Source organism: Metabacillus crassostreae (assembly GCF_016908395.1).
Lineage (GTDB): Bacteria > Bacillota > Bacilli > Bacillales > Bacillaceae > Metabacillus > Metabacillus crassostreae.
Map to the genome: position 1 here is coordinate 126,562 of NZ_JAFBDU010000008.1, position 18,522 is coordinate 145,083.

11 protein-coding genes are annotated in these 18,522 nt (G+C 33.8%); all 11 read right to left on the reverse strand.

Annotation, left to right across the window (positions count from 1 at the left end; all coding sequences use genetic code 11):
- Positions 1 to 186: 186 nt before the first annotated feature.
- The 11 genes from brxL to JOC75_RS19400 all read right to left on the reverse strand — a co-directional run bounded on the left by brxL (position 187) and on the right by JOC75_RS19400 (position 18,201).
- The gene (gene brxL, locus JOC75_RS19350) at positions 187 to 2,244 is read right to left on the reverse strand and encodes a protease Lon-related BREX system protein BrxL (RefSeq protein WP_204955629.1); all 2,058 of its coding nucleotides are present in this window, start codon (positions 2,242 to 2,244) and stop codon (positions 187 to 189) included.
- Positions 2,245 to 2,262: 18 nt separating this feature from the next.
- The gene (gene pglZ / locus JOC75_RS19355; RefSeq protein ID WP_204955630.1) at positions 2,263 to 4,821 is read right to left on the reverse strand and encodes a BREX-1 system phosphatase PglZ type A; all 2,559 of its coding nucleotides are present in this window, start codon (positions 4,819 to 4,821) and stop codon (positions 2,263 to 2,265) included.
- 51 nt (positions 4,822 to 4,872) lie between these two features.
- Complete coding sequence (locus JOC75_RS19360) at positions 4,873 to 5,013, reverse strand: hypothetical protein (RefSeq protein ID WP_204955631.1); 141 nt, start codon at positions 5,011 to 5,013, stop codon at positions 4,873 to 4,875.
- A 123-nt stretch (positions 5,014 to 5,136) separates the two neighbouring features.
- Positions 5,137 to 8,664, reverse strand: a complete 3,528-nt coding sequence (pglX, locus tag JOC75_RS19365; RefSeq protein WP_204955632.1) for a BREX-1 system adenine-specific DNA-methyltransferase PglX — start codon at positions 8,662 to 8,664, stop codon at positions 5,137 to 5,139.
- A 14-nt stretch (positions 8,665 to 8,678) separates the two neighbouring features.
- Positions 8,679 to 12,257 (reverse strand): BREX system P-loop protein BrxC, encoded by a 3,579-nt coding sequence (gene brxC / locus JOC75_RS19370; protein WP_204955633.1) that lies wholly within the window; start codon positions 12,255 to 12,257, stop codon positions 8,679 to 8,681.
- 18 nt (positions 12,258 to 12,275) lie between these two features.
- Positions 12,276 to 12,848 (reverse strand): DUF1788 domain-containing protein, encoded by a 573-nt coding sequence (locus JOC75_RS19375; protein ID WP_204955634.1) that lies wholly within the window; start codon positions 12,846 to 12,848, stop codon positions 12,276 to 12,278.
- 11 nt (positions 12,849 to 12,859) lie between these two features.
- Positions 12,860 to 13,456 carry a DUF1819 family protein gene (locus tag JOC75_RS19380; protein ID WP_204955635.1) on the reverse strand — a complete coding sequence of 199 codons (597 nt, stop codon included), beginning with the start codon at positions 13,454 to 13,456 and terminating at the stop codon, positions 12,860 to 12,862.
- A gap of 31 nt (positions 13,457 to 13,487) precedes the next feature.
- A complete protein-coding gene (locus JOC75_RS19385) occupies positions 13,488 to 13,724 on the reverse strand; it encodes a TIGR04540 family protein (protein WP_338036611.1) in 237 nt (78 codons plus the stop codon).
- 588 nt (positions 13,725 to 14,312) lie between these two features.
- Complete coding sequence (locus JOC75_RS19390; protein WP_204955637.1) at positions 14,313 to 14,642, reverse strand: hypothetical protein; 330 nt, start codon at positions 14,640 to 14,642, stop codon at positions 14,313 to 14,315.
- Positions 14,643 to 14,657: 15 nt separating this feature from the next.
- Entirely contained in the window at positions 14,658 to 16,520 is a 1,863-nt protein-coding gene (locus tag JOC75_RS19395; protein ID WP_204955638.1) for a DEAD/DEAH box helicase, read from the reverse strand.
- A 298-nt stretch (positions 16,521 to 16,818) separates the two neighbouring features.
- On the reverse strand, positions 16,819 to 18,201 hold the full coding sequence (locus JOC75_RS19400; RefSeq protein ID WP_204955639.1) for a reverse transcriptase domain-containing protein: 1,383 nt from the start codon (positions 18,199 to 18,201) through the stop codon (positions 16,819 to 16,821).
- Positions 18,202 to 18,522: the final 321 nt, after the last annotated feature.

The window sequence follows — 18,522 nt, forward strand, 5'->3', positions numbered from 1 at the left end:
TAAACTTGTTCTGCAAAGTCTCAAAGCTCCTAATTACCTAAAATTCCCTAATACGAGATTTAGTAACAATGAAAAAGAGGAGAGATAATCACGTGCCCCACTCTCCTCACCGCTTCTATTAACCTTGATGAAATTATTACTTTCATCTTTATTGTTAGGATGTTTTTAGTAATAAAATAATACTAATTAACTTACCCCTAAAGCCTTAAACACAGCATCTATCGGATCAGAATAAAACACTGGCTGCACTTTTACCAATAGATCTGGTGGAACTGTCTGCAAGTCCATAACTGACGCTGCAGGTATTAATACTTTTTTAGCCCCTGCATCTACGCATACTTGTAAAGTATTTGCAAACTCCTCCACTTTGGAAATAGTGCCACCAACAGTCATATTACCTATGACGACTAAACTCTCCTGTGTTGGCTTTCCTAACGCTCCTGAGCAAAGGCCAATTAATTCAGCTATGGCAAGTTCATCCGTTAAACCAATACCCTGTAAATCACCTATGTGCATGAGATAGTCTTTTGTTTTGGTGCTAATGGTATTGCTAATGCTTTTGCTATTGGCTGTAAAGAAACGAAATGCTGTATCTAGGCTTTCTTTCGCCTCACGGTTGGAACCAACACCCGATTTATCAAATTTACCCGTTCCACTGACAACTTGATTTTCGAGCTTATAAATACCAATCATTCCAGTATGGCTATGTCCCGTAACGTAAACATGACCTGGTTTGCCCATACCTTCTGGAATTAGTTTTCCTCCACCTTGCTCTGGAACTGAAACGTAATGCTCTTCAAGTGTTTCTTTGTCAATAAAAGAGAACATAACATCATAAAACTCCATACCGCCAATTTTCTTTAACTGCTCCTTAACACGACGGCGACCTTCAAGGGCGTATTCCAATACTTCTATAACTTCCTCTTTCGTGAATTCGCCATGAGGATATAAGAGTTTTAACATACCAGAAACCGTTCTTCTGACAGCATTCGTATCACGCTGGTTTAAATTGTTTCCTAGTTTAAAATAGCGATCAATTGCATCGCTGAAAGTGCGTTTCCGCATTTCTCGGAAAAACTCTGCAATGTAGTCCACTATAAAGCCATATTTTTCAGTAATCAGGTCCGGACGCATCTTTGGAATTTCCCAACCAGGCAGATAATAGTGCATCCGATCGAAAAATGCAGTGTCATTTGCCATCTCTTCAGGAAATGGAGCAAATAGATGGGATGTTTTTATTAGCGTGTCCACACTCTGATTAACATTACCTACAAAAACCATGGAGGCAGAAGCATTCTTTTCCTCTTTACCCCTCGCAAAGGAGCCGGATGCCATGTAATCTTTCATGATTTGAATGCCGTCTTTATCTTTAAAGCGAATACCTGCTACTTCATCAAATGTGACACAGTCCCACATTCCTACAAGTCCTATTTTTCTAGTAGACATATTGTAGAAAAGGTTAGCTACCGTTGTTTGTCCACCAGAAACAAGAATGGAATTCGGAGATAATTCCTTATAGACATGTGATTTACCTGTACCACGAGGACCAAGTTCACACATGTTGTAATTGTTTTCTACAAGAGGAACCAGTCGCAGCAATAAATGCCACTTCACACGTTCTTCTAGTTGAGTTGGTTCCATTCCTGTCGAGCGTACTAACACATCAATCCATTCGTCTTTTGTAAAGCTCTTTCTGCCCTCAAACACCTCTTGAATATCCATGTTTGGCATTTGAATTGGTTGTAAGCTACTAACATTAAAAGGATTTGAATTTCGTACTTCTTCGTCATAAAAATAATCAATTTTGACCATGCACCATATACCACCGACAAGGAGTTTATCAAACTCTTTCACATACATGGATGAAATGGGAACACCCTTTAATCCAAGATTGGAGAACTCAGCTTCGTAAGTATCAATCTTCGGATTTAATGCCACCGTTACCTTATCTATAACAGAATATTGACCGTATTCCCTTATACGAGATTTAATCTTCTCTGCCTCATCCGGACGAACAAAATTTTCCGAAAGAATCTTCTTCACCCGCTCTAATCCTTCACGAATACTATCCTCATCCTCTGTTGCAGCATACATTCCAAGCAAATATTCCAGAACGTATACAGGAACGTTCGCCCCCTCTTTTATTAGGTTCGTTAAATCTTTACGTACAACCCTTCCAGCAAAAACGTCATTCAATTTTCTATCTAAATCAACAGTTAATCCTGCATTCGCATTTTCTTCCATTCACGGTCCTCCTCCCTCTTAAAAGTCAAAGTCACTGATTATACCCAAATTGATGTTAAATGGAATTTTCTCCACTACAACTCCAGTCTCTGTATCCTTTATAATTAAGTAATACGTTTTAGTTCGATCATATGGAATGCTTTTCAATATAAACCTTAATTTGAAAGTACGATCTGCTGGGTTTTCAAATGGACGATCCCCAATAATCGTTTCCTCATTAGATAATACGTTGCCTTCCTCATCAGCCATATAAATGACAACAGTTCGAGGAATTATCTTATCTTCCACTTTTTCAGTTTGGAAAAACTCCAGGTTGAAAATGCTATTCGTTACCTTACGAGTAGTATTCGTAAGTTTAATATCTACTTTTTTAATGACCTTCGCACCTTTTTGCCCTGTCCGTTTGTTTTTAAATGTTAACAATGGGATAACTACTTCCTGAAGACTTGCACCACCATGAACAAAATTAATACCTGAACCTTGCATTTTGTTTCTAAGTGTCGCTTTGGGCAAATATGCTGTTAATTGCTGATCATTTTTTATTATGGATGAAAGATTGATAGCCAATTGACCTGAAACATTATGCAGCTCATTTGCAATAATGTAGCGACGTTTCACTTCTATAGCATCTATTGAATCCTGACCAATTTTATCACTTTCCTCTAAATCATCTCTTTGGTAAAGGAAGCCATGATCAGCCGTAATAAACACATTTGTTCCACTTAAATCATCTCGAATAATTTTCACTAAGTCATACAATTGGTTTAATGAGGTTTCAACTGCATTAAACGTATAGACTTCTGTTGAAGCCTTGTCTCCCATTGCATCAATAGTATCATGATAGATGTATACGAGTTTTTTACCCTTAAAGTTTTCTCTTCGCCCAGCTTTATTCATCGCTAATACATCTTGAAAATGAACTGCAATACTTTCTGGCACTTTAGATTCAATAATCTTTTTCCGGTTTTCCAATCCAGAAGAATCTTTCCCATCGACAAATATCCTGCCATTTATATCTATATCAATTTCTTTATGCGGTAGGAGTGATGGCATCCCCAGCTTTGTAATGGAAGGCACTACACCGAGTAAAGTTTCCACATCACAAACACCCATTGTTTCGGTATTAAGGCGTTCTGCCAACTCAACTCCTATTTCATACCTCAGCGCATCTGAGACGATAACAAAAACCCGTTCCCCATTGCGGATTTTAGAATCAATAAATGTAGAATAAAAGTCTTGCTGATTTTTCACACCTGGTAATGACCAATTCTGTGTCATTTCAGACTCAACTGCTTGTGACCAATGGGAACTCAACTCACCCATATACCAGTTCGTATATAAATCTTCTACCAGTGTTTGTAACTTTTTCAATAAATCATGATTACTCTCTTCATCATAGGCCACATAAAACTTACGATAATATGTATCCATTAAGTGATAATCATTTACATATGCTTGATACAAATCAATAGCCTGTCCCTGTGGAATACCTTGACGATGTTCTTTATAAAACTCATGTATCTTCACAGTGTAGTAAAGTGCTTCATATATGGACGCAAAGTTATCATGATAATGTTTAGCTCTTCTCAATTTAATGAGTTTCGTATATTCTTCATAATCCTCAAGCTGTGTAACTAATCCATTAGCTATGTATTTGATGATTGCTCGGTCGATATATGGAAAAGTATCCGCCTGTTTAAAAGTTTCAATTGGAAGATTATTGATTATATTCGAAAGTTGAATTTCCTGTTCAACCATTTCCGCATATTCATCAAAAATCACATAATCCGTCTTATGGTGCATCCAATGGTCAATAAACACAACAGCATTCGTTTTATTTCGATTGGAAATAAATACTTCTAAATCCCATATATCCTCATCAGCAACCGATTGACTGAATGCCGTTACTACTAACTGGATGAATAATGTTTTTAGACTTTTCTTCTCTCTTTCATAGCCATAGTGATTAGAAACGTAATTCCAGAACACCTCAGCATCAAAGAATTTCTCAAGAAGGGACAAGTATTTATTCTCATTGTCCTCCAGCGTGTCCATTAACACCGTTTTTAATATTTCTTCAAAATCAGGTGTTTTGACGTTACACAATACACTCATTATTGAAAGTTCAATTATTCCTTCTGAATAGGTTTCAATATTCAATGCTGAGAATTTTTTAAATCTCTCTTTGTTATTAAAGAAGCGTTCATACTTTTTGATTATAGCCCGAAGTGACGGGTCTATATGCAATTCACTTAGAATTAGCGAAATTCGATCTGCATAGAACGTTTTCGAATAAAAAACAGTATCCGCTAACCAGTTGTCTTCCACACCTAATTCCATGACTGTATAAATCAAGTAGGGGGACGTAGGATCTTCTTCTTCAAGCAAATATTTCGTTTGAAACTGATTATGGTCAGTAAGCATATGAACCTTTGCCTTATCAATGGTAAGATGTTCAATTTCTTCTGCGAACTCCTTACCCTTGTCCACCCAGAACACAATTTTCCGTTGTTCACCATCTTTTAATGACTCGTTGAATATATCTGATAACGCAGCCTCAATTTGATTTATATTCATTCCCTTCACCTACTTTCTAACTCAATAACATTGTACTAAACTACTATTTATTTATTGACCTTTTTCTATTTTCTGCTTCTCCATTATATCTTTCAAAAAGTCCTTAGATACCCATTCCTTACTTTCCACATCAAAAGTTGCTTTAAAGATTTTATTATTATCAACCTTTAATTTCTGTGCTACGTAAACCAACCTTCATTAGATCCCCATCCCATCTATACTAAATATTTCTATAAATACCTTCACTGCTAAATCCCCTAATAACCATAAAGGAAAGATACATTAGCCATCACCAATGTATCTCCTCAAGTTTATTTATATCTTAGCAACAAGACCATTAAATTTTTCATAATTCAATTTAACTCCATCATCTAAATCTAATTCAATCTGCATATCTGCCATATGGTGTAACAACTCATCATATGCTTTTAACTCATCAATTTTCTTATCAAGAGATTTCAGTTCTTTCTTAGCATCACTAATCTCTTTTGCTGTAGAATCCCCTTCAATGATATTAAGTAAGTCTTTTTTTTCGGCATCCAATCGGATTTGACAATCATGCACATAGTCCGTACGAATACGAGACAGTGTTGTTTTATCATAACGGTGCATATAGATTAAACAATTAAACGCCTTCTCCTTTCCAGAAGTAAACATCCAATAAATAGGTCGTTTTTTATATGTTTGAACATGATCTTTAAAGAAGTCATTTAAAAAATAACGATGTAAAGTTTCTTTTGCCGTTTCGCCTTTCTTTCTACCGAGGGCATCCGCTACAAAATTGAGATTTTCTGAAAGAGTTTCCTCTCCAAAAATAATTCTGACAAAGTTAACAAATCTGGATACAATATCGTCTTCAAAATGTGCACTTGGAAGAATAGGTAGAATGTTATCTTTGTCTATCCTGAATGTTTTATATCGTGAATGGTCAAATTCACCACCAGCAAATATTAATCCCTCTTCATCAAGTGAATAACGACCAAAAGAGCAACCAATAGCATATGAAATAAAGCTCTTAATATCCCGTTCTAAATTAGCCTTTAGGACTGTAATGTCTTCATAATCTACTTTAGGAATTAACTCGTCCTGTAATCCATATATTTTTATGAAGATTTTATTTAATTCTTCTTCATTAGTTTTTAATTGTTCAAATTGATTTTCGCAAATTTTTTGCCACTTTATAAAAGACTGTTCAATATAATCACTACTATTGTATATAAATGGATGTTTCTTAAAATCCCAACTAATTTCAAAACTATCCCAATCTGTTTGAGAAATTTCTATATTTTGAGTCACGATGCTAGATATTTGTTTATCAAATTGAGAATCCCTTAATACTGGCAATTTCCCAATATGCCCTGACTCAAAATTCAATGTTGGGCTAATTAGATTCAAAAAAACTAGAGCTACTTTGGAATTTAGAAATGCTAAAAAGTAATATAAATCATCATTAGTGAAAAGTGCTTTTCCACCACTACCAAAAATAGAATTATCAAGTATCCTCATTGATGGTTTACTGCTCGAAATACCTGACCAAGTTAAACCACGTTTAAAATAGTATTCTGTATTAAAAATTCTTCTTGACCAATGTGTTGTATTTGGATCTTTTGGATTATTTGTAACGGCATTCTTAATTTCTTCACCATCATTCTCCCAATTTACTACATATTCATGGTTCCCGAACCACTTCCTATATTTTCCACCCTTAATGAATGGATACCATTTAAATTGAGTGTTTAATGTTTCTGTTAATTCTTTAACTTTTAATCCAATACGATTGAACTCTATTTCATGCCAATATCGTAAAAACCTATTATTGTCAGTTGTCGACAAGCCACTCACAGGATTTGATACTAGTCCTAAGTTTTCTCCCATTACAAATGCTTGTCTAATTTTATCACTAACCCAAAAAGCTATAGGTCTACCAGGCACTTCTTTTAAATTTTTCTGATTAAATGAATAACGATATGTAACCAAAGGATCATTTATTGCCTCAATTGTCTTAATCGGTTGATTTTTAGCACCTTTAAAATCAGATAATTTAATATACTCCCCCAGAGTATTACTGTCATAATTTCTTAAAGTAAATGTACAAATCGGTACAGTTGCCTCATCAAACCCGGAGTATTCCAATTGAATCAAGCTAGTAATATTACGGTTGTCAATAATATTTTGGCGTAACTTTTCATATGAAGAAATAAACATCCATACGTATGGTGACATAAAGCCTATTTGTCCATTACTTTTGGTGGAATGAAAACTATATTCAATAAATGCTGAGAATAAGTCCGATTTAACATCAGGGTAATTATCAGTCAAATATTTCGATAATTCAGGAGTTAAGTATTTATGTCCAGCATATGGAGGATTAGTAATAAATACATCATATTTTCCTCTCATTATTTTAGTCTGTTTTACAAGTATTCTTAATAAGGGTAAAATTCTCCCTTTTATTTCCTCTTCAAATAAATTGCCTTGTTTTTCTTCAATTATATTTATTCGTTCTTGTATAAATTCAACATCCTTGTAACCAAGTTTTATAAGTGTTCCAATTTCTTTTGCGTTTTGAAATTGACTAAAAAACGCCATAACTTTTTCAAATTGCGTACCTGATGATTCTCCTGCTATATATTCCAACTCTTCCCCTGTAACTGAATTTGTTTCTTGGATAGCCGCTAAATTCATAATCAGTCCATCCCGCTCAATACTTCTCAAAAATCGTTTGTTATACTCCAACGCTTTCATGATGAGGGAAAAGCTTGCCAGTTGATATGCCCGATCGTCAATATCAAGTCCATATAGATTATTTTCTATAATCAAACGAGGAATTTCACGTTCCATATAACCACATTTGCTATATATTTCGAATAATACATCGAACATATAGACAAGGATATGGCCACTTCCCATTGCTGGGTCGAAACATCTAATATCTTCTATCTTTAATTCCTTATTGATATAAGGAGCTAGCATTTTATCATAATCGTGCCCAGGGTTTGAATTCTCAAGATAGAATTCCCAATGTTTGATAAGATCCCGATGCAATTGATGTGATTCAATCCAGTATCGACCGAGTGTATTTTGAACCATATAACGAACAATCCATTCAGGTGTAAATAATTGCGTTGCAAATGGTATTTCCTCGGGGTTATATCTCTTCTTTGCTTTAATAACACGTTCGTTCTCTTCCGCAATATAGTATTGATATAGCCAACCAATCACCTCCACCTTTTCCCAATTGTCTTCTGGAATAATCTCAGTGTTAGTCATTTGGCGAATAAACGAATCAGTTGTTAAAAGACCATCTGGAAAGAGGATTTCCGTGTAATCATTAATTGTTTCAAACATGAATTGCATATAACGATTCAAGTCATTACAATGTTTGATAATAAGGTATTTGAACAGTTCCTCTGAGTTATTGTTCATTTTTAGCTCATAGATATATTCCTTGTCCAAATCTAAATCTAATGATAGTGCTTCTTTCATCATGTCTGGCTCGGCACTATCTGCATTGGTAGAAGAAAGCACCCTTACTTTGGTTGGTAAATAGTCATTTACTTCCATAAAGCGTATGGCAGTGAAACGGTTAAACCAAGTATAAGCAACTTCCTCCATCACTCGTTTGAATCCAATTTGGTTAATGCGGTCAATCAACCTGTCCCTTTGAATCTTTTCTTCCTTTGAGAGCTGTCTGCCATCAATAAAGATGGCATCTGAGCTTTCAATGTCCGCTTTTTTTATATTACCTTCTGTAATCCCTATCTTCATTGCCTTTGCTTCGACTTTTTTCAATAACTCTCTTCGTGCATTCGTAGCAAAAGTCTTTAATGCTGATTTTTTCATTTATTTCACCCCGATTACTCAACAAACTCAATTTGTTTATTTTCCTTAATAATTTGTTTTAGCTTACTTGATAAAGCATTGATGTACTTATCGACATCATCTTCTGTAGCTAATGTTTTTACATTGACTAATTTTGTTACTTTTACCGGTTGAATGGTTGGATCCACAGGCGGTACAGGAGGGTCTACTACTTCACCACCAGGACGATTTTTTTGTTCCTCATCCTTTTTACGTTTCCATTCAGATATTTCTCCCTCGATATGCACTTCCATTTTTTCTTTAAAGCTCGTGCTTTGTGAAACTGTTGCATCAACTTTATAAATATCTATGAAAGTATCTACACTCGCATTAAGTTCTTGATAGTAACGATTAACTCGTTCTTTCGTGTCATTTGATACACCGTATTGTGATGTCAATAATGACAAGTAATCACTATCATCTTTTAATTTTTTATGAGCATTATCTCTTTTCTCATTTAGAACCGCATTGATTTGTTCATCCATTGCATGTATAAGTTCCGGAATATCTTTTATCTTTTTATAAGGAATCGAGTCTTGAAGTATAGACTGGAGCTTTTCGATAGTTTGCTCTACCTCTGCACCTATTAAATAAGATTTATTTTCATCATATTTTCTTATAGCAGCTAATCCATCATCAAAAATCTTTTTCTGATCAGTACCGAAGAAACTTTTCACATAGAAAATATCCTCTTCCCAATCAAGTAAATCATCTTCTAATTCCTTTAACTTAGTGAAATAAGATACATTGTCTAAGCCATTATGAAACTGCTCAAAGTATTCCAATCCTTTATCAAGCAAGCTCATACCAGGATACTTTCTTCCTTCATATCGAGCCTTATAACCCTTTATTTCGTCTATTTGTTTTTCAACCAGTAATCGAATGTCCTTTAGTAGTCCATCTTCATCGTCAGCCAAATCCGTTTTATTAAAAACATCTTTACAAATTGATTTAGCTGTCTTGATTAACTGATCATCAACTTTTACCCTCTTCAACACAATTGCTTTATCTGCTTCCTGTGTCTTAGTAAGAACCGTTACAAGAGTATTAACGCTGTCTTCTGATTCTAAGTATTCGGCATTATAACGAATTCGAATGCGTTGTTCTTTTAATAAATTTGCAATCATTCCTGCAACATCAAGTGTCTTCCAACCATATGGCTTGTCCCCGAAACGATCAAATAAGATTTTTACTCGTACCTGTTTTTTTAAATCGTCTTGTAAACTGATAAAATCAGACACTTCCCGTTTAGCCAATTCATTTGGATTTACTTTCAAAGTATCCTCAAATGACAATTGTTCATCGTCTGAAGCAAGAATTGAAATTAATGCTCGTTCATTTTCTAAGTGTTCCTTCACATAATTTAGTTTTGTGTAAACATTATCGACTAACATCGTGAAGGCAGCATTAATTTTATCACGAACTGTGGACCCCTTAATTTCCACTTTGTCACCATTGATAAAGAATGCACTATCCTTAATTGCTTCCTCCAAAAGCTCACGAACTCTTCTACGACGTTCACGAATCTCCGCTTGTTTATTATTCAAGATATTTTGGATGTTTTCAGGTAGTTGCGTAATATTTGTTTTCTTACGGAATTCCTCAATCCGCAATGCTTCCCCAATTTCCTCAATATACGCCTCATTACCGCCAAGTTTAATAATCATCTCACCATTTCCTGAAGTCATCATCATTAGTTCTTGCTCAGACTTATGGTAATGGTCAGATAAAGGGGAAAGAATTTGCATTCCAATATTGGATACCTGATTCCCATAGTTTTTCTCGTCCATTTTCTGATTGTAAGTAAATGAGTATTCACTGCTGTATCGGAAACGATTTCCATCATAGAGGTCATCGAAAATGTAGGTAGCTAATCCTCGCTTCACAATGTCCTCATCAATATTCAATGATTTGATTTCCCTGTTAATGTCCTGTTCATCATCTGTTAAAAAGATAAAATTATCACCATTTTTCTGAACCAATGTTTGGGAAATGAGCTTTCTTAAAGAAACTTTAATTTTCTCTTTAAGCTGTAGTTTATCCTCATCAATTTGAGTAACCATTAGAGTAGCTATATTATCGAGATTTGCTGGAAGTTCTTTTACATACTTAATCATGAATAGAACCTTCAATAGATCCACATTAAAATCATCATCTTTTAAAGCAGGATTCTCGTACGCACCTTCAATAACTCTTGAAATAGAAGGATTCAAGAATTCCTTAATTGTGTCGTAAAAAGCGTAAAAAGGGATTAGTAATCCTTCTTCAGCATTTTTATATTGAAGCCCCGCTTCTTTAAATGCAGATAACATGGAACGCTCCCCTTCAGATAAATGCTTACCAGAAGATCCATGTTTCCTCACTTGTTCAAATACATTTTGTAACAACTTAAATTGATAGGGAATAAAAGGGTAAACATCTGCAAATTCCTGTTCGTTGTCATAACCACGTAGATCTGCAGTGCTTTCTCGGAAACTAATCAAATTCTTTAAAATAGCACTTTTTTCAGGGTATAGAACCTTCAATTTGTCATTAGCAAAATCTTTTTTCAATAGGATACGTTTCTTGATAACTTCATCAACCGAGATAGATGATAGAGAAAGTCTAGTATCGAATCTCCCTTGGATACGGGAGAAGTCATCACCTTTGACTTTGATAATGCTATCAATACTCTCTTGGGAAGTAACCATAATCCAAACTTTCCCCTTACAATGAGTACCTAAATCTTCTGCTACTGTTTGCAAATTCAGCATTAAATTACGGTTATCACCGATGTATTGACCTATTTCATCCACAAGGAAAATAAGGTGAAAGTTTCTCCCTTTATTTTTGATGTACTCATTTACGTCTTTCGCAAACTTTTCAATACTAATTTCAAAATTATTAACACCGTTTTCAAACCAATTACGTGCAGATTCTTCCGTCATATCCGTTACTTTTGTTAAGGCACCAATAACAAAATCTGCATCAAAGTAAAAGCTATTACGACGTTCTTCCCACGATTCACCAGCTACTGCCTTGAATTCTTCTTTAAAGGCACCATATACCCCCTGTTTATCTAGGTACTTTTCCATTTCAGCTACACCAGGAATATCTCCGTAGTAGCCACGATGTTCATAAAATACCTTCATGAAGACACGAAGTATTGCATCTTCCTTTGATTTATTGTCGAGTGAACCTTTTGAATCAATGTTGAACAGAATAACTTCTGTTTCCACGTCAGCCGTTCTTTGCATATTTGCATATACAAGAGAGTCTTGTACTTTATCTTGAAAGAAATCAATTGCTTGCTTTCCGTTTACCTTCTTATTTTCGAGCAAGTAAGCAAGTATCTTTAGAAAGTGCGACTTACCAGAACCAAAGAATCCAGAAATCCAAACACCCATTTTATCCGTTACACCATTAATCCCTTTTTGGTAATTCTCGTAGAACTTAGAAAGGTGTTTTTGCAATTCACGAGTAACAACATACTCATCTAATTCCTGATAAATATTTTCTTCATCTTGTTGGGCTACTTTTATGACCCCACGAATATCACGTTCAATATCTTTTTGAAACATATCTTTAATAATCATCCGTATCCCCCTAACTAATTAATCGACTAATCGGAATGCTCGGTAATAATTATCATCCTTAAACTTTCCAAACAATTGTAATGACTGACCATCATATTTACCTGGAAAGAACATGATAACTGGTACATCGTCCAACACTTCTTGTAAGTTATTTAAAATATTATGAGAACGCACGAATGGATAAACCTTGCCTATTCCGGTGAGGAACACCACATTATAGTTCCCAGTTTTTACTTGTTCCTTTATTTTTTCTAAAAATACTTCTGGTTTGGCAAATGTAGTCATTGCTCTAAATAGTTGATCTTTTCCTTGACGTTCTTCCATTTCAAAAATACGGTCAAAAATTCTTTTTTCCTTTGTAATATCAATGAGCATCATATACAAATCAAACTCGATTACTCTTCGATTGGATCCTTCATAATTCAATTGTCTTTTAATACGTTTAACATAGTCTCTGATATAAAGCTCTTGATTCGGTTCGTAGTCAAACACATAAAAACTAATTTCGTTTCCCAAACCACGACCTTCAATAAATTTCTCTTCTTTAATTTTATCAATAATTTTATCAGCCCTAGCTTTCAAGTTGCTCATTCTGTTACCTCCTACTCACCCATTGCACATATAAAACGAGCATCACCAATATGTGTGAGATGATTCTTGATCCGTTCATCAATAACTAGCCTGTTAAGCTCTTTACCTTTTCTAGTTCTTAACATTCCGCTTTCAAACAAGACTTGCATGAAAGCTCTTTTTAACTTTTCAATATTAATGTCGCTCCAGCCAGCTACTTTCTCACTTTGCTCCGCCTTAGAGGTAAAGAATAGATTGATGTCCTTTTTTTCAATTAAATAGTCATTATTAAGTAGCTTTTCTCCTATTACCTCATCCATGAACTCGAAAAACAGTAGATCCGTTTTCATAATGGCATACAGGTTTAGGGTTTTTCCCGTTTCAATGGAATCTTCTAATAGTAATGAAGCAAGAGTTTCATCAAGAGCTTCTGCTCTTTTCATAACAGAAGGTAATGCTCGGTTAATTCTGCCCTGGTTATTAAATTGAAACAGATTATCCTCTTTTACTTTTTGCCTGATTTGCTGATTAGTTAATCCTAGCTGCTTCAATTTTAAAACCTGCTTTAATTCAAAAAGTAAAAATGAGGCACCATTCAAACTTGAAGAATATTCCAACTCCATTGTCATACAATCAAACCTTTCAGACAATACTATTTACCTAATTTATTTCCAATACCTTTTCTACCACAGCCAAACGTCTTTTACCGCAGTGCTGCTGAACTATCTTTGTAAACCGATTATCCTTTAATAGTTTTTCATTATTATTTTCGTATAAGTTCTTAATTCCATCTATTAGCTCATTTTCTTTTATCTCTTCCTGCCAATAAGAATCGACTAGCTTGTTCAAATCGACAGCCAACTCTCTCTGTGTACGGTAAAACATTCTCAGTTCCACAGGATTCACCTCTTGCATTATTCTTACTTAATTTTTATTTTAGTCTTATTCTTTTTTGAACTCAATGTAAATAATGCAGTTACGTTATGTTTTCTAAATAAACATTAATATTGCCATTCTTTTTCGGTTACAGTGCTGTTTCACACTTTATTTAATATCATGGTCAATAAAATAGCTAATTTAAGTACAGGTATTGGTATATTATGTTTATAGTGTTATCTTTTTTGGGAGTGTTCTGAACGGATATTAGTCTAAAGCGAACCATAATTTGCGATTAAGGTAAACCGAACTAGAGGATGTAAAGGTGGAAGACCAGAAGTATAAATCCAATAAAAATTGAACCAATCCCTTTCAATAAAATCAATATAATCGGATGATAGTGAAGAAAATTATGTAATCTACTTGGATTTCAACTGAAACTTTTTAGCAATTTTCACAAGAAGAGTAACCGTGTGAAAGGTTTACTCTTGAAAATGTATTGCATGATTAATGGATATCTTGTTTAAATGAATTACCACCCTTTTTAATAAATTCTATATTTAAAATTGTATAAAAAAAGAAGCCCAAAATTTGAACTTCTTTTGACTTTTAAATAGCTTTTAAAATAGGCTTAAGAGATTGTGAAGCTAACTGATAAAATTTTTCAATTTCAGTTTTTCGATTGTAGAGTTCGTCTTCAATCCCATATATCGTAGATTTTAGGCTTAATAACTTATTATCTTTGTCAAACACATATGTGAATACTACATAATCACCATGCTCTAATAGACATTTAGTGTATGCGACAATATTATTATTACTGTCTGTACTAAAGTCTACAGAGATATAGTTAGGAAGTTTTACATTCTCTAATAATTCGTACGGGGTTATTTTCGGCCCATGTATTTCATCATAAAGACATTCAATGGTTTCTATCATAGGTACCACCTTTTGCTATCTATTTTCTAAAACCTTACGCAGATGAATTTCTAAATCTTGCACATGGGTAATAGCACGGTCATAATCTTCTAGTTTCCAACCGTCCCTACCTTCCCCAATGTGATGTTTTAATGATAAATTAAAATACTGTCCAAGTAAAGAACCATTATCCTTTGCTCTTCCATAAATAAACTCATACCTTTTAGGAAGAATGTACCTACCTACTGTCAACTCATTACCTTGAAGTTCTAAATTAAAATCAACTAACAACTGTGGAATTATGTCCTCTCTTACTAACTGATCAATTTCAACTTTCTTCCTTTTCAAGTATAAGTCAGGTCTAAGGTAACGTTCTTTGTCTTGTGACTTAAGGCTCTGTTGATAAAGTATTCTTGCCTTTTCTTCGGTTACATCTAATAATTCTTGTAGATTTTTAATTTTTTCTTGTTCTTCCTGGATCTTTTGTTTTCTTACCTTTAAAAGTTCACTTTCGATAAAAGCATCTTTAACAGTAGTATAATCTTCTGATTCGGATACAGAACCAAAGCTAATGTCCTTAGGAGATCGATCTGTTGGCTCAATTGGATAATCCGTTCTAATTTTTTTAATTATATCTCGTTTCTTTATTTCTTTCTTATAGAAATCCCAAAGTTCATCTAAACCAAGTTCTTTATGATGAATAGCTGCTGCGATATTGTCATCTTCTGAAAGATTTCCATTTACATCATCATCAGATATAGAACGAAGGACTCTGCCAATAAATTGAGCATAAGGTAATAATGTCTTATATGGTCTAAACAATGCTGCAATTGACAAGAACTTATGATCGTATCCCTCTCCAAGCATAGCAACATTGATTACAACGTCCACTTGATTAGAATCAATTTTAGCAAACTCTAATTCTCTTTCGTGTTTTTCTAATTCACTATGAACAATCGAAGAACTGTAACCTTTAGCCTCATATAACTCCTTTAGTTGCTCTGCGTGCCAAATACTACATGCTACAGCAATTATTTTGTGAGGATTACCAGTTTTCTCTTTTTTTTCACTTAAGAATTTTATAGATTGTTCGATTATACTTATATTACTCTCAGGAGAAAGTGCGACTGATCTTCTAATCCATTCCTCATCCCTTAAACCCATTTCTCTTATTTGGTCAATTGTATAAAGCTCGTCATTCTTTTTATCAAGTGTGAGATAAACCTTTCCAGGTATGTAATCAATCTTCTCTAAACTTTTCACATAACCTTTAGCCATGGCTTTTCCTAAACCATAGGTGTATACCTCTTTACCTTCAATTGTCTTCCCATCACTTCTAAAAGGAGTACCCGTTACTTTTAGCACTTTCGCATTATTAAAGTATTTCAGCGCCTTTTTCCAAGTAGTAGCCTCCGAATGATGTGCTTCATCAATAATGATAAAATCAAAAAACTCTGGTTCCACACGTTTTAATAGAGAGGAGTCTAATCGCTCTTGTAACTTATGTACATTCAGAATAACTATGTCCGCACTTTCTATTATTTCACCAGTTAATGACTTTTCGTATTCAATTACAGTAGGTAACTCTGTATAACTGTCAAATACTCTTGTAAATAACCAAAAGTTTTTGGGATACAACGGATCTAGAGATCCTAAAACAGAATCTCTAATAACCGTTTGAGGAGTTATAATTAAAACTCTCCCATTTGAAATATCATAAGGTGCAATACCCATTAATCCAGTCTTACCTGTACCTGTTGGCAGTACAACTAGTGCATGTTCATTACTTTCTCGTTCTATAAAATGCTCTCGTAATTTCTCATAAGCTTCAATTTGCGGCTCTCTTAAAAACTCGTTGTCCACAATATTCGTATTAGCAGTTTTAAAGTAAGAACTCATTATAAACACTCCCTCTTTATATACAGATACTACTATATAAAACTATCATCTAGCTAAATATTTGGAATTTTTTACAACTCTTTCATTTTAACATATTTACCCAACGATGATTACTATACTTAAAATGAAACACTATAAATAATAGAATATCGTATGAATAATACATATCTTTTATATGTAGCGCTTAAAAACTATTAATAGCAGAATGTATGAGAAGCATTTGAGTGTATTCTTTCATCTCTTTGCCTGTCTAATAAACAAAATGAGACGCTTAGTACTATTGGAGCTAAGCGCCTCATTATAAACGTTTATGGATTTTCCCCCAATGTCGTTTTATTTGCTTGCGTATAAGGCTTTGCAATTTTAATTTTGACATTTTATTATGTGCTTTGTAGGCATAAGTTATAAAATTTCCTCGTTCTTTATAGTTGAAACCAAGATGAGTATAAATTTTATACAACTTTCTTTTTGGAGCCTTCCGATTGGTTACAAGTGCTATTTTTCGACTTGTATCAACCTTACGGTATGCTCGACAGTAATATTTAAAAAGACTCTTCTCACGTAATCGTACAGTTTGTCCATCTGTGACAAAACCAAGATAATCTAAAGTACCGTTTTGTAGAGATTCATCTAAAATATTTCCATTTCTATATATACGTATTTCTGTTTTTTCCTCCTGTATCTTTAAACCAAGACACTTGTATCTTTCAATAATTTCTAGGATTTCATTCTTCAGCTTATTGAGCAAAGTAATTGATGTATCCGATACTGGCACAACTAATATTAGATCATCACAGTATCTACGATAAAGAGCTCGATAGGTTTCGGCCCACAATTTAAGCTCTTCATCAAAATTAATTAGCTGCACATTAGAACAAACTGCACTCATACCTGAACCTTGCGGGATACCAAATGGTTTTTTATTTTTATAGAGATGTTCTTTTTTAAATGTACGAAATTCTGATGAGGTCATAATTTTAGTCAATTTTCGCTTTTTCAAGAGCTCTTTTAATTTTTTGACTCCATAATTTTGTTTTAAAAAGGTATCAATATCAGACTTATTTACATATGAGAATTGCGTTAGGTTTTTAAAGACCTTATACCAATCAACAGGCAATTCTTCAACACCCAGCACTGTTTTAATATTTTGTTTTAAAGAACAATGATCAATATGATCAAAAAATTTCTTAAAATCAATTGATATTACAACCGCTTGATCTTGGGTTAAGAGAAAATTAAATACCTCATATGCAAAATCAACATTATTTTTTCCAGGTTTATTATTTCGATAAGCTAATGCATTATCTCCTATTCCTTTTTCTTCGGCGTACCTATTATAAGCATTATTTAATAAATCTCCGTAGTATTTATAAATGAAACGGTCTTTATGCGAAGCATAAAAGATTTGGCGTACTTTTTTCTTCCTTTCCTTCTGTCTGTTAAGTGGAAGTGTTTTATCTTTTGAAATAGTTACATATTTATTAAATGTAATATTGAAATGAATAGACGGCAAAAAAGCATGTGAAGCAACCCAATCAGGATCTTGGATTTTATTATTCACATGCTCTATTTTTATTGGATTATCAAAATGTAAATAAGACTTAGTTTTATATTTAGTCCAATCAATCTTTGCAGAGCTAGGGAGGTTATGTAATTGTCGTGGTCTATTACTTTGTTTCAAAACAAAAAACCTCCTAGCATACATATTTGGGATTCAATGAAGAGCCCGGTGACCACTAAAATCGTTAAACAATTCAATTATAATAACAATAAGGAGTGTATTATAACTGTGATAAGTTTAATAGACATACCAGAATTGCAAATGCTTTTAGCACTTGTGGAATTGATATGCTTATCAGTCAAATTTCTTGAAAATGAAAAGCTTGACTTGTTGAAACTTATCTCCCTTGCAACCAATTTGCAAGACGCCTTCAACTTAATAGTTGGATTAATTCTATAATATAACATTTTTCAATTTTTTTCAAATTATCAATTAATACAA

Coding starts and splice junctions, on each gene's coding strand:
- brxL (WP_204955629.1), bottom strand. CDS start 2,244: ATGGAAGAAAATGCGAATGCAGGATTAACTGTTGATTTAGATAGAAAA.
- pglZ (WP_204955630.1), bottom strand. CDS start 4,821: ATGAATATAAATCAAATTGAGGCTGCGTTATCAGATATATTCAACGAG.
- pglX (WP_204955632.1), bottom strand. CDS start 8,664: ATGAAAAAATCAGCATTAAAGACTTTTGCTACGAATGCACGAAGAGAG.
- brxC (WP_204955633.1), bottom strand. CDS start 12,257: ATGATTATTAAAGATATGTTTCAAAAAGATATTGAACGTGATATTCGT.
- JOC75_RS19375 (WP_204955634.1), bottom strand. CDS start 12,848: ATGAGCAACTTGAAAGCTAGGGCTGATAAAATTATTGATAAAATTAAA.
- JOC75_RS19380 (WP_204955635.1), bottom strand. CDS start 13,456: ATGACAATGGAGTTGGAATATTCTTCAAGTTTGAATGGTGCCTCATTT.
- JOC75_RS19390 (WP_204955637.1), bottom strand. CDS start 14,642: ATGATAGAAACCATTGAATGTCTTTATGATGAAATACATGGGCCGAAA.
- JOC75_RS19395 (WP_204955638.1), bottom strand. CDS start 16,520: ATGAGTTCTTACTTTAAAACTGCTAATACGAATATTGTGGACAACGAG.